This is a genomic window from Pseudolysinimonas kribbensis, from assembly GCF_039531715.1.
Classification (GTDB): Bacteria; Actinomycetota; Actinomycetes; order Actinomycetales; family Microbacteriaceae; genus Pseudolysinimonas; species Pseudolysinimonas kribbensis.
In genome coordinates this window covers 36,541-49,277 of the sequence record NZ_BAAAQO010000001.1, presented here as the reverse complement: position 1 = coordinate 49,277, position 12,737 = coordinate 36,541, and the positions used below count along the sequence as shown (strand labels likewise).

Genomic DNA, 12,737 nt, shown 5'->3' with positions numbered 1-12,737 from the left:
GCGGGTCAGCGTGCGGAGGCCGGATCGCCGGCCCTGCCGAAGACCGACGCGAGGGCGTCCTCCAGTCGGTGCGCGGCATCGTCGCCGGCCTCCCGCGCCCGCCACGCCACGATGCCGTCGGGCCGCACCAGCACGGCGCCCGAGTCGGTGATCCCGTACCGCTCGGCGAAGGCGCCGTCGGGCGCGACCACGACGTGCACGCCGAGCTCGGCTCCGGTGCGCTCGACCGCCTCGCGAGCGGCATCGGTCCAGCCGGACTCGCCGGACGCGACGAGGAGCACCGGCCGGGTGCCGAACAGATCCAGGATGGACGCCGCCGTCCCGTCGAGCGAGATCTCGACGTGCGGGGCTCGCGACCCGGGCACGCCACGGAGGTCGCGAGGATGCCCGTGCACCTCGAACGCCTCATCCGGATCCTCGACGATCGCGCTCGAGCGGTAGCGGGTGCCGAGGTCGATGTTCGCATCGTCCACGGTCTGCTCGAAACCGCCCTCGCGCAGCGACGGCGCCGCCCGCACCACGTAGCGGGCGTACGCCTGCTCGACGGTGAACGCGGCGACCGGCTTGCGCTCCGCCTCGTAGCTGTCCAGGAGCCGGGGGTCGGCGTCGCCGCGCAGCACCGACGCGAGCTTCCAGGCGAGGTTGTGGGCGTCGTGGATCCCGGTGTTGCCTCCGTAGCCGCCGTACGGCGGCATCACGTGCGCGGCATCGCCGACGAGGAGGACGCGCCCGTCGCGCCAGCGGTCGGTCACATCGGCGCTGGCCTGCCACTCCATGACGTCGTCGATCGTCACCTCGATGTCCGGGACGCCGAGCCCCGCGCGGACGAGTTCGATGCACCCCTGCTCGGTCAGTCCGGTCCAGACATCCGAGTTGGGGTTGGCGGGGTCGCCCAGCCCGTGCACGGCGAGGAAGCCCGCCTGATAGGGCTTCTGGATGCGGAAGAAGCCCTGCAGGGTGTCGTTGACGACCATGATCACGCCGAGCGTCCGGTCGCGCAGCAGCGGCCGGACGTCGGCGCGGAAGTAGATGGTCACGCTCTTCGAGAAGGTGCCGTGACCGGTCTGGCCGATGCCGAGCTGCTCGCGGATCCCGCTCTTCACGCCGTCGGCCGCGATCAGGTAGCGCGCCCGCACCGTCGAGACCGGGCCGCCGTCGCGGTCGCGGATCCGGGCGGTGACGCCGTCCTCGTCCTGCTCGAAGTCGACGAGCTCGGTGCCGAACCGGATGTCGGCGCCCAGCTCCCGCGCACGCTCCTCGAGCAGCGGCTCGATCGCGATCTGCGACGCGAAGAGGCGCTCCGAGGGGCTGAGGTCGCGCACGCCGTCGTTCAGTCGGGGCAGATACCAGGCGATCTCCTCGCCGGCGAGGCTGACGACGGCCATGATCGCGGCATCCTGATCGAACTGTTCGCTGGAGCGGTCGCGGATCGCGTCCTCGAGGCCGATGGTGCGCATGATCTCCATCGAACGCTGCATGATGAAGGCCGCGCGGGGGTGGATGGCGGTGCCGCGATGGCGCTCGACCACCATGGTGGGAACGCCGAAGTGGCCCAGCAGGGCCGCGGTCGTCATCCCGACCAGACTGCCGCCGGCGATCAGGACGGGGACGTCGTGATCTGCTGTCGATGTCGTGCTCATGCCTCAGCTCCGTTGCTCGGCCGTGCAGCTCGATGCGCCGCACGCTCACCCGCACCATATGGACGCGCCGCGCCCGCACGCATCGGCGCAGCGTGCACGCGTCTGTTCGCAGCGCGCAGGATCGCGGCGGCGCGCGCCCCGCACGGCCGCCCCGGTCGGAGGGTGCCGTGAACGAGGTCGACGTCGTCGAGACGGCGGACGACGCGCCGGGCTGGAACGCGGCGCTCGAGCGCTCCTTCATGCGCTTCGCCGTCGAGTCGCACGGCGACCGGGGCTTCCACGGCAGCTTCCGCGTCCGACGCGCGGGGGGCATCGATTTCATCGCCATGGTGACCGATCGGCACGTCTCGCATCGAAGCGCCGAGAGCATCGCCTCCGATGAGCGCGCGGACTTCCTCGTCTGCCTGCAGGTCGACGGCGTCGGCGAGTTCTCGCAGGGATCGCGCACCGCGACCGTGCGACCCGGCGACGTCACGCTGTTCGACTCGACGGTCCCCGCGTCGGTCGCCAGCAGCGACGGCTACCGGAGCCTCTGCGTACGCCTGCCGCATCAGCTCGTCGGCGTCTCCCGTTCGGCGATGAGCGAGCTCACCGCCATCCGGTTCGCCCCCGACGACGGCCTCACCCCCGCCTTCGGAGCGCTGCTCGCCACCGTCGACCGGGCCTGGGACCGCATCCCGGGGAGGGCCAGGAGCCTGGCGGCCCACAACACGGCGGATCTCCTGACCACGATCTTCCTCACGACGCTGGGCAGGCGGCCGGCCCGTCCCGCCGACGAGACCGACCTGGAGCGCATGCTCCGCTACGTCGATCGCCACCTCGCGGACCCCGAGCTGTCGCCCGGGGTGATCGCCGCTGCGCACTACATGTCGCTGCGCCGTGCCCACGGCATCTTCCACGACGCGGGGCTGACGATCGCCGGTGCGATCCTCCGGCGCCGCCTGGAGCGCTGCCGTGCCGACCTCATCGACGTGGCGGATGCCGAGGTGCCGGTGGCGAGGATCGGCGTCCGCTGGGGGTTCCGCACGGCGACGCAGTTCGGCCGCGCGTTCCGCACCGGCTTCGGCGAGCCGCCCGCGACCTACCGCTCGCGCTTCGGCGCCGAGTAGCGGGCGAGCCCGCGGGATCGGTCAGATCAGGGCGCTGCCGCGGTCGACGTAGAGGTGCTGGCCGGAGATCCCCCTGTTGTCCAGGAGGAAGCGCGTCGTCTCGACGACATCCTGCATCGTCGCGAGCTTGCCGCCCGGGGTGTGGTTCTCGTAGCCCTCGAGCACCCCGGCGGGTTTGCCGGCCCAGAACGGACTGTCGCCGATGATGCCGGGATGGATGGCGTTGACGCGCATCGGCGCCAGCTCGAGCGCGAGCGTGTGGGTGAGGCCCATCACGCCGCCGTTGATCGTCGACACCGTCGTCGAGCCCGGGTAGGGCAGGTCCTTCGCCCGGCCGCCGAACAGCACGATGCCGGTCGCGTTCGAGGGGTCGAGCCGGTCGAGCAGCGTGTGGATCGTCTCGGTGTAGCCGACGAGCTTGAGCACCACGAGCCGTCGTGCGCGCTCGATCGAGTAGTCGCGGGCGCTGTTCGCGTCGCGCTCGATCGCCGCGAGCACGAGACCGTGCACCGCTCCCACCGGTCGGAGGGCTTCGGCGATCGTCTCGGGCTCGGAGATGTCGAGGGCGATCCCGCTCGCGCCGGGCCCGATGCCCGCGGCGATCTCCTCGGTGCGCGTCCGGTCGCGACCGGTGATGATGACCCGGTCGCCGTGGGCGATCACGTCCTTCGCGATCTCGAGGCCGATGCCGCTCGTTCCGCCGACGACGATGATGGTCCGGTCGCTCATGGTCCGTCTCTTCCGGAAGTTGTACTGGACACCTGTGTTCAGTGTTGCTTAACTAAAGCACAGTCGACCCGATCGGGGAAAGTCACGCCGCGCGATGGCGCGCGGCCCCGGAGCCGACCGCGAATCAAGGAGGATGAGCACCCCATGACCGTTCCCCAGGCTGGCCGACCCGTCGTATTCCGAGGCGGCATCGTGCTGACGATGGACGACGCGCACACCATCGTGCCGGGCGGCGACGTGCTCGTCGTCGACGGCCGGATCGCCGAGGTCGGCACCGCGTTGACCGTGCCCGACGGCACCCACGAGATCGACGCATCCGGCGGCATCGTCATGCCCGGCATGGTCGACACCCACCGCCACATGTGGCAGACCGCGATGCGCGCCTACGGGGCCGACTGGACGCTCACCCAGTACTTCGTCTGGTACTACCTGCAGTACGGCAAGCTCTTCCGGCCCGAGGACTACGTCGCCGGCAACCTGATCTCCGCGCTCGACGCCATCGAGTCGGGCACGACCACGAGCGTGGACTGGTCGCATGGTCTGCGCACGCCCGAGCACGGCTGGGCGGCGTACGAGGCGCTCGCGACCTCGCCGGGACGATACGTCTTCGCCTACGGCAACATCCACGCCGCGCCCTGGGAGTGGACCGCGGACCCCGAGGTGCGCAAGATCCTCGAGGCGTCGCGTGACGACGCCCGGATGTACGGCACCCAGATCGCGTTCGACGTCTCCGACCAGGACGAGAACTTCCCCGAGCTCGCGGCGTATCGGGCCGCCAAGGAGCTGGGGCTGCGGGTCACCACCCACGCCGGCGTGTGGGGTGCCACCAACGACTGGGGCATCAAGAACGCCTACGACGCGGGGGTGATGGAGGAGGGCTTCACCTACGTGCACGCCGCCTCGCTCTCCGCGGAGTCGTACCAGAAGATCGCGGCGACCGGCGGCAACGTCTCGCTCGCCACCGAGTCGGAGGACACCTGCGGCCAGGGCTATCCGCCGCTGCACCAGCTGCGCAAGTACGGCATCCCGACCTCCCTCTCGGTCGACACGAGCGTCTGGGAGAGCGCCGACCTGTTCTCGCAGATGCGTGCGACCGTCAACGCCGATCGCGCCCTCGAGCACTACCTCGCGCATCAACTGGAGCCGGCCGAGACGGTGACCCACGTCAAGCTGCGCGTCGAGGACGTGGTGCACATGGCCACCCGCGGCGGGGCGCACGCGATCGGCAAGGACGACGAGATCGGCTCGCTCGAGAAGGGCAAGCTGGCGGATGTCGTGCTCCTGAAGAACGACGACTCGCCCACCTGGGCGCCGCTCATCAATCCGTACGGCCAGATCGTCTACCAGGCTCAGCGCGGTGACGTGCACACGGTGCTGGTCGGCGGCGAGGTCGTGAAGTCCGAGGGCAAGCTCGTCGCCGGCGATCTGAAGGGCGTCAAGGCGAAGCTCGAGAGCACGGTCGCGTACCTCGAGCGCGAGGTGGGCGACGACTGGATCTCGGGGCAGTTCCCGGAGATCCCCGAGGCCGAGGTGCTCTACAACCCCTACCAGTACAAGAAGTAGGCGGCGCCGGAAGCGGGGCCGGCAGACGACGCCGGCTCCGGCCCCCGGGCACCGTCAGGTCGCCCGAGGGTACTCCGGTTGGCGTCGCTCGGATGCGCTACAGGCCGCGACTGCCCTTGATGGCGAAGTACACGATGATGCCGATGACGATCACGGCGAGGATCAGCCCCGGCACGGCGAGCCAGCTCAGATCGGGAAAGGTTCCCGTGTCGTGGCAGGGGCCCGTGGTGGCGCAGGAAGTCGGAACCGTCTCGACGTTCACCCTTGCTCCCGGGTTGATCCTCGAACCCTAGGCCGGCCCTACTCCGTGGCTGCAGTCCACTTTCGTGCTGAGAGGTAGTCGCCATCCATCCACAGCCGCGGCCATCGACGCCGGGAGCGCGGCTGCAGGCATCAGTACTCGTTCGCGATGACGAGCTCCTGTGCCGGGAACCGCGTCAGGATCTCGGTGCCGTACTCGGTCACCACGACCTCCTCCTCGATCCGCGCCGCCGACATCCCGTCCGAGGCGGGACAGTAGGTCTCCATCGCGAACACCATGCCCGGCCGGATCTCGACCGGGTCCTTCAGCGAGTTGAGCCGCGAGATGATCGGTCGCTCGTGCAGGCCGAGACCCAGGCCGTGCGCGAACTGCAGACCGAAGGCGGCGAGCTCGCTGTCGAACCCGAACTCCTCGGCACGCGGCAGCACGCTCGCGACCTGGTCGGACCCGACACCCGGCCGGATCGCGTCGAGCGCGGCATCCATCCACTCCCGCGCCTGCTTGTAGGCGTCGCGCTGCGACTCCGTCGCCCAGCCGACCCCGAAGGTGCGGTAGTAGCAGGTGCGGTAACCGTTGAACGAGTGGATGATGTCGAAGAACGCCTGATCGCCGGGCCGGATGATGCGGTCGGTGAAGTTGTGCGGGTGCGGGTTGCAGCGCTCGCCCGAGATCGAGTTGACGGCCTCCACCTGATCGCTGCCGTACTCGTACAGGCGTGCGTTGGCCAGCGCCACGATCTCGTTCTCGCGCACCCCGGGTCGCAGCGCGTCGACGATGTCCTGATAGACGCCGTCGACCATCGCGGCGGCCTGGTTGAGCAGCATGATCTCGTCCTGGTTCTTGATGACCCGCGCGTCGAGCATCGATTGCTGCGCGTCCGCGACCCGGAGACCCTGGCGCTGCATCTCGAACAGGAACGTCGGCTCGACGAGATCCAGGCCGACGGGGGCGTCGGCGAGGCCGTTCGCGCCCAGCAGCGACTTGATCTCGGCGACGGCGTCGACCATCAGATCGGAGCCCCCGGTCGGGTCCACCGCGCCCTTGAAGCCGAGGAAGCCCGCCCGGTAGTTCTCCTCCGGCACCCAGTCGGAGTAGAGCTTGTGGTGCTTCACCGCCGACCCGAAGTCCCACAGGATCGGGTCCTGGCCGCGCATCAGCAGCGCGTAGCGGATCATCTTGTCGCCGAGCGCCCCGCCGATCCAGGTCTGCGTCGTGTACCGGATGTTGTAGAAGTCGAAGAGCAGGAAGGCCCCGCACTCGCTCGCCTCCAGCGCCGCCTTCGCGCGGTCGAGGCGATAGCGCCGGAGCCGGTCGAAGTCGACGCGGTGCTCGTAGTCGACGCCGGCCTGTCCCGGCGCGCCGAGCGGCCGGATGCCGGCGGGTCGCTGCGATGGTCGCTCGAAGAGCCGGCTGGGCTTGTACCGGTGGCCGTGCTCGGCGCCGGTTCCGTGGTCGGGGCTCATCATTCCTCCGGGGCGAGTCCGTCGTCGACCGGCACGTTCTCCGACTCGATCGACATGCCCGAGTGCTTGGCCCACGTCATGATGAGCGAGGAGAAGTCCTGCTCCGTGTTGCCGTCGCCGACCTCGCTCGCGACGACCTGGCGGGTCGCCGAGGTGACCGGCATCACGACGCCGAGGTCGTGCGCGGCGGCGAGGCCGAGGTCGAGGTCCTTGCAGAGCAGGACGTTGGTGAAGGTCGCCGCGAAGTCGAGGTTGACCAGCGCCGGCGACTTGTACCGGGTGAACGCGGATCCCATGACGGAGTCGTTGAAGAAGCTCAGGAAGTCGCTGCGCCTCACGCCCGCCTTCTCGGCCAGCAGCGTGATCTCGATGAGGTTCTGGATGACGACGCCGAGCATCACGTTGTGCGCGATCTTCACGATGCGGGCGAGTTCGCCCTCGCCGACGTAGGTGACGCCGCGGCCCCAGGTCTGCAGCACGGGTTCCACCTCTTCGAACACCGCGCGCGGTCCCGAGACGGCCACCGTCAGCTTGCCCGCGGCGATGACCTTCGGATTGCCCGAGACCGGGGTCGCCAGGAAGCCGACCCCGCGTTCCTCGGCCGCCGCGCGGACGCGCTTGCTGGTCTCGGTGTCGACGGTCGAGGAGTCGCCGATGATCCGCGGCGTGGTCGCCGGGTCGGTGAGCAGTCCGCGCTCGCCGAGCATGACCTGTTCGAGGTCGGCGCCGGTCGACACCATGCTGAAGACGATGTCGCGCCCGGCCAGATCGATCGGGTGGTCGACGATCGTGGCCCCGGACGCGGCCAGCGGCTCGGCCTTCGCCTTCGTGCGGTTGTAGACCGCGACGTCGTAGCCGGCGCGGAGCAGGCGCTGGGCGAGCTGCAGGCCCATCCGGCCCGCGCCGATCCAGCCGATGGTGGGCAGGGAGCTGTCGGTCATGTGGTGTGTCATCCTTCCGGGATTCTATGCAATCGGTTGTATCGGCGGGCGTGCCGAGCGGCCGGCCGATCGGCCACGTTCAGTCGGCGGGCACCGCGGCGACGGCCTGGATCTCCAGACGCAGTCGGGGATCGGTCGCGAGGCGGGTGATCTGCACGGTCGTGCTCGTCGGGATGTGCCCGCCGAACCACTCGCCCTGCACGCGGTTCACGACATCCTGGTCCTCGTCGATGTTCGTGAAGAACCGGGTGAGCCCCACGACGTCGGAGCGCTGCGCCCCGGCGGCGCGCAGCGCGTGATCGAGATTGTCGAAGAGGATCTGCACCTGGCCGTCGATGTCGGCCGGCACGGCGTCGATGACCGACGCGACGTGCGGATGGTCGTGATACACCGGCGCGCCCGTGACGCCGCTGATGAAGACCAGGCGCGCGTTCGAGACGGTGCGGATCGCCGGCACGAAGGGGCTGCGGATGGCCTCGTCGTAGCCCTCGTGGTGCAGGATCTCGGAGGCGCCGCTGGCCACCTTCCGGGGTTCGGGGATGGAGGTCATGCCGATGTTCCTTCCGTCAGCCGGCCGGCCGACCACGTGATGCGGCCGCCCATGATGGTGAGCTCGCTGCGGATGCCGGCGAGGTCGTCGTCCGCGCACGAGAACGGGTCGTCGGTGGGCACCATGAGGTCCGCGTCGAAGCCCGGCAGCAGCCGGCCGCGGTGATCGTCGTCGCCGGTGAACCACACGGCGTCGGCGCTGTACGCCCGAAGCGCCTCGTCACGGCTCATCAGGTGCCGCGCGGCCCGCACGCCCGCGCCGTCGACGGACCGGCCGGTGACGAACCAGGCGATCGAGGCCCACGGCGAGAACCAGTTCGCGCGCGTCGCGTCGCTGCCGGCCCCGATCGGGATCCCGCGCGCTCGCAGGTCCGCGACCGGCTGCGCGTCGGCGGCGGCCCGCTCACCCCACCGTTCGACGTAGTCGCCGCCCTTGAGCACGTGCCGGTTCTGCACGAGCACACCGAGGCCGAGGGCCGCGATCCGGTCGAGGTTGGCGGGGCTCGCCGCGTCGGCGTGCACGATCGACCACCGCCGCCCGCGGATGCCGCCGGTCTCCGCCTCGACCTCTTCCCACGCGTCGAGCACGCGGCCGACGGTCTCGTCGAGCACGGCGTGCATCGACATGCGCCAACCGCGCTGCGCACACAGCCGACTGATCTCCCGCAGTTCGGCGACCGCCGCGTCATCGACCTGGACCTCGTCCAAGCCCTCGAGGTCGTGGCATCCGAGGTGCACCACCTCGCCCACCCCCGAGACGGCGAGCACGTCGTCGCCGAAGTCGTGCTGCTGGTGCTCGGTGTAGGCCGAGAAGTCGGCGAGCTCCCCACCGCGGGTCCAGGCCGAGATGAAGAGCCGGAAGCGCAGCGGGAGGTCGCCGGAGCGCCAGAGGTCGAAGAGGGCGTCGTAGTCGGACGGGCGTACCAGCAGGCCGCCGCCGTCGTTCACGCCGGTGAGCCCGTGGCTCGCGAACTCCTGCGCCATCGCGCGCGTGCCGACGACCGCCTGGTCGTGATCGACCGCGAGGGCGAGGCCGGTCGGTACCGCGAAGGCCCCCGTGCCGTACAGCACGCCGGTGGGTGCGCCGTCGGTGCCGCGCTCGAGCCGGCCGCGCGCCGGGTCCGCGGTGCCCGCGTCCGACCAGCCGCACGCGGCGAGACCGGCCGTGTTCAGGATGCCGACGTCGTAGGTCTCCTGCACGTAGACCGGATGCCGGGGCGCCGCGGCCGTGAGCTCCTGCGACGTGGGCAGGCGGCGCTCGGCGAGCTGTCGCCGACTCCACCCGCCGATCACCGGGATCCAGGCCCCGTCCGGCAGCTGCGCGGCACGCGCCCGGATCATGTCGAGACCCTCGCCGATGCTGCGCACGTCGTCCCAGCGCACCGAGACCGACCAGCCGGCGCCGGCGCGCATCGCGTGGATGTGCGAGTCGACCAGACCCGGAAGCACCCGCCGTCCGTCGAGGTCGACGACCCGGGTCGCGTGCGGGGCGTACGACGCGAGGTCGGCATCCGAACCGGTCGCGAGCACCCGGCCCCCGGAGATCGCGAGCGACTGCACCTCGGCGGGGCCGTCACCCGCCTGGGCGAGGGTCGTGATCCGCCCGCCGCGCAGCAGCAGGTCGACAGCCGGTCCGGTCACGTCAGACGCCGAGGTACTGCTCGAGGCGCACCGTGTCGTCGCGCAACTCGGCGGGGGAGCCGGTCCAGGGCACCTCGCCGTCCTCGATGATCACGATGCGGTCCGCCATCTCGAGTGCCAGGTCGACGTTCTGCTCGGCGATGAGCACCGACAGGCCCGTGCCCCGCAGGCCCGCGATCCGGTCCTGGATGACGTCGAGCACGCTCGGGGCGAGCCCCTCGCTCGGCTCGTCCATCACCAGCAGCGACGGGTTGGTCATGAGGGCGCGCCCGATCGCGAGCATCTGCTGCTCGCCGCCGGAGAGCGACTTGGCGTAGGAGCGCTGGCGCTCGGCCAGGCGCGGGAAGAAGTCGAAGACGCTCTCGAGCGTCCACGGCTCGCCGGTGGTCGAGGTCCGCTTGCGGACCGCGGTGAGGTTCTCGACCACGGTGAGCGACCCGAACACGCGTCGCCCCTGGGGCACGATCGCGATGCCCGCCCGGTTGATCTGGAAGCTGGATCGCTTGGTGATGTCGGCTCCGTCGTAGGAGATCGTCCCCGCGGTGACGACCGGCGGACGCAGACCGCAGATCGTGCGCACGAGCGTCGTCTTGCCCATGCCGTTGCGGCCGAGCAGCGCCACGGTCTCGTCACCGGCCACCGTCAGATCGACGCCGTGCAGCACCCGGGCGCCCGCGTAGCCGGCATGCAGGCCGGTGACGTCGAGGGTCATCGCTTGTCCCGCCTTCCCAGGTAGATCTCCTTGACGGTCTCGTTGCTCCGGACCTCGTCGGGGGTGCCGGTGACTACGTGCCGTCCGTTCTCCATGCACATGACGCGGTCGGTGAGGCCGAGGGCGAGCGACATGTCGTGCTCGATGAGCAGGATCGGCAGGGTGCGGGGGAGCTCCTCGATCAGCTGCTTCAGCGTGACCCGCTCGACCGCGGAGAGGCCGGCGGCCGGTTCGTCCAGGAGGAGGATCTGGGGCTCGCCGACGAGCGCCATGGCGATCTCCAGCTGACGCTGCTCGCCGTGGGAGAGATCGGAGACGATGTCGTCGCGACGCCCGTGCAGGCCGACCTGGGCCAGGGCGTCGATCGCGCGGTTGCTCACGGCGTCGTTCGCGCGCTGCGGCCACCAGAAGACCCGCGCCTTCGCGGAGCCGCCGCGGGCCGCGACCCGGACGTTGTCGAGCACCGTCATGTCGCGGAAGAGATTGGAGATCTGGAAGGTGCGGCCGACGCCCATCCGGGCCCGGCGTGCGGCGCCGATCCGCGTCACGTCCTTCGCGAACAGCTGGATGGACCCCGAGGTCGGGATCACGTCGCCGGCGATCATCTTGAACAGCGTGGTCTTTCCGGCGCCGTTCGGGCCGATGACCCCGATCCGCTCGCCGGCGTGCAGGGTGAGGGAGATGCCGTCGACGGCCTGCACGCCGCCGTACCGCTTGCCGACCTCGTCGATGACGAGCACGGGGGCGCCGGCCCCGGACCCTCGCGGGTCCGGAGCCGTCGCCGTCGTCGTATCAGCCGCCATCAGCCCTGGAAGGAGTTGGTGTACGGCTTGCTCTTGTCCTGGTCGATGACCTTCTGCGGGTCCTTGCCCAGGAACTGCGAGACGTTGTCGTTCTCGGCGATGACGTCGTTGTACAGCTTGCCGTCATCGTGACGCTTCACCTCGCGGACGTAGACCGGGCCGACCATGTTGTTGCCCTTCTCCCACGAGACCTTGCCGAAGATGCTGTCCTCGAACTTGAACGACGTGATGCTCGACACGAGGTCGGGTCCGGTCACGAGGCCCTTGTCCTTGAGCACCCGGTCGAGCAGCGAAGCGGTCATGTACCCGCCGGCGATGTAGGCGCCGGGGATGGTGCCGGTCGCCTCCGTGTACTCCTTCACGAAGTCCTGGGTCGCCTTGTTCTTCGCGCCCTCGGCCCAGTAGCTGATCGACTTGAGCCCGACGATCTTGTCACCGTTGCCCGACTTGTCCAGCGACACCAGGGTGCCCTGATCCGCGGCGCAGCAGTTGAGCAGCAGCTTGTCGAGGTCGCCGCCGGCACCGAGGTAGGCGTTGATGAACGCCGGTCCCGGGGCACCGCCCGCCGTCGCCACGTAGATCACGTCGGCCTTCAACGCGAGCACCTGGGAGACGTACGACGCGAAGTCGGTCGTGCCGTTCGGGGCCCAGATCTGCTTGACGATCTCGCCGCCCGCGTCCTTGAAGCCCTGCGTGAATCCGGCGCAGGACTCCCAGCCGAAGGAGTAGTCGGAGCAGACGGTGACGGCCGTCTTGGCGTCACCCTTCGTCGCCGCCCACTCTCCGCCGGCGTAGTTCGCCTGCGTGCCGCCCATCGAGCTGGTGCGGACGGTGAGGTCGTTGGCGCCGCTGAGCGTGAGGTTGTTCGACGCCGCCACCGGTTCGAGGTTCGGGATGCCCTGGCTGAACGTGTACGCCGCCACCGCGGAGGCGGTGTTCGCGATGAGCGGGCCGACGACGATGTCGACGCCGTCCTGCTCGACCAGCTTCTTGGCCTTCGACAGCGACTGGTTCACGTCGCCCGCGTCGTCCTCGTACGTGGTCGCGATCTTGACGCCGCCGGCCTTGTTCTTGGCCTGGTCCCAGTAGAACTTCCAGCCGTCCTCCATCTGCTGCCCCGCGATCGCGAACGTGCCGCTCGTGGGGGAGATGAAGCCGACCTTGAGGGTGCCGGTGTCTTTCTTGGAGCCCGAATCGGAATCGTTCGATGCGCCGGGAGGGGCGCAGGCCGCGAGTGCGAGGGCGGCGGCGACGCCGAGACCCGCGAGCGCCGCGAGGCGACCGCGAGCTGACATCTTCGTCGACATCATGCTGTTTCCTTTCAT

General features: G+C 70.1%; 12 protein-coding genes. 2 read left to right on the top strand and 10 right to left on the bottom strand.

Annotated elements, in window-relative coordinates; genetic code table 11:
* Positions 1-5 precede the first annotated feature (5 nt).
* On the bottom strand, positions 6-1,640 hold the full coding sequence (locus ABD285_RS00245; protein ID WP_344199215.1) for an FAD-dependent monooxygenase: 1,635 nt from the start codon (positions 1,638-1,640) through the stop codon (positions 6-8).
* Positions 1,641-1,807: 167 nt separating this feature from the next.
* Here ABD285_RS00245 and ABD285_RS00240 point away from each other — a divergent pair, with 167 nt between their 5' ends.
* Positions 1,808-2,749, top strand: coding sequence for an AraC-like ligand-binding domain-containing protein (locus ABD285_RS00240; RefSeq protein WP_344199212.1), 942 nt, complete (start codon positions 1,808-1,810; stop codon positions 2,747-2,749).
* Between the two features lie 21 nt (positions 2,750-2,770).
* Here ABD285_RS00240 and ABD285_RS00235 read toward each other — a convergent pair whose 3' ends face one another.
* Complete coding sequence (locus tag ABD285_RS00235; protein ID WP_344199209.1) at positions 2,771-3,478, bottom strand: SDR family NAD(P)-dependent oxidoreductase; 708 nt, start codon at positions 3,476-3,478, stop codon at positions 2,771-2,773.
* Positions 3,479-3,622: 144 nt separating this feature from the next.
* Between ABD285_RS00235 and ABD285_RS00230 the strand changes: the two genes are divergently transcribed.
* A complete protein-coding gene (locus ABD285_RS00230; RefSeq protein WP_344199206.1) occupies positions 3,623-5,041 on the top strand; it encodes an amidohydrolase family protein in 1,419 nt (472 codons plus the stop codon).
* Between the two features lie 97 nt (positions 5,042-5,138).
* Here ABD285_RS00230 and ABD285_RS00225 read toward each other — a convergent pair whose 3' ends face one another.
* The 8 genes from ABD285_RS00225 to ABD285_RS00190 form a co-directional block, all read right to left on the bottom strand.
* Positions 5,139-5,303 (bottom strand): hypothetical protein, encoded by a 165-nt coding sequence (locus tag ABD285_RS00225; RefSeq protein ID WP_284254547.1) that lies wholly within the window; start codon positions 5,301-5,303, stop codon positions 5,139-5,141.
* Between the two features lie 131 nt (positions 5,304-5,434).
* Positions 5,435-6,766, bottom strand: a complete 1,332-nt coding sequence (locus ABD285_RS00220; protein WP_284254548.1) for a M24 family metallopeptidase — start codon at positions 6,764-6,766, stop codon at positions 5,435-5,437.
* Positions 6,766-7,707, bottom strand: coding sequence for an NAD(P)-dependent oxidoreductase (locus ABD285_RS00215; protein ID WP_284254549.1), 942 nt, complete (start codon positions 7,705-7,707; stop codon positions 6,766-6,768). The genes ABD285_RS00220 and ABD285_RS00215 overlap by 1 nt, the downstream gene beginning before the upstream one ends.
* A 79-nt stretch (positions 7,708-7,786) precedes the next feature.
* On the bottom strand, positions 7,787-8,257 hold the full coding sequence (locus ABD285_RS00210) for a RidA family protein (RefSeq protein WP_284254550.1): 471 nt from the start codon (positions 8,255-8,257) through the stop codon (positions 7,787-7,789).
* A complete protein-coding gene (locus tag ABD285_RS00205) occupies positions 8,254-9,897 on the bottom strand; it encodes an amidohydrolase (RefSeq protein ID WP_284254551.1) in 1,644 nt (547 codons plus the stop codon). The genes ABD285_RS00210 and ABD285_RS00205 overlap by 4 nt, the downstream gene beginning before the upstream one ends.
* A 1-nt stretch (position 9,898) precedes the next feature.
* Entirely contained in the window at positions 9,899-10,609 is a 711-nt protein-coding gene (locus tag ABD285_RS00200; RefSeq protein WP_344199198.1) for an ABC transporter ATP-binding protein, read from the bottom strand.
* Entirely contained in the window at positions 10,606-11,412 is an 807-nt protein-coding gene (locus ABD285_RS00195; protein ID WP_344199195.1) for an ABC transporter ATP-binding protein, read from the bottom strand. The genes ABD285_RS00200 and ABD285_RS00195 overlap by 4 nt, the downstream gene beginning before the upstream one ends.
* Positions 11,412-12,737, bottom strand: a 1,326-nt coding sequence (locus ABD285_RS00190; protein WP_344199192.1) for an ABC transporter substrate-binding protein, incomplete at its 5' end; no start/stop codon positions are given. The genes ABD285_RS00195 and ABD285_RS00190, both read right to left, overlap by 1 nt.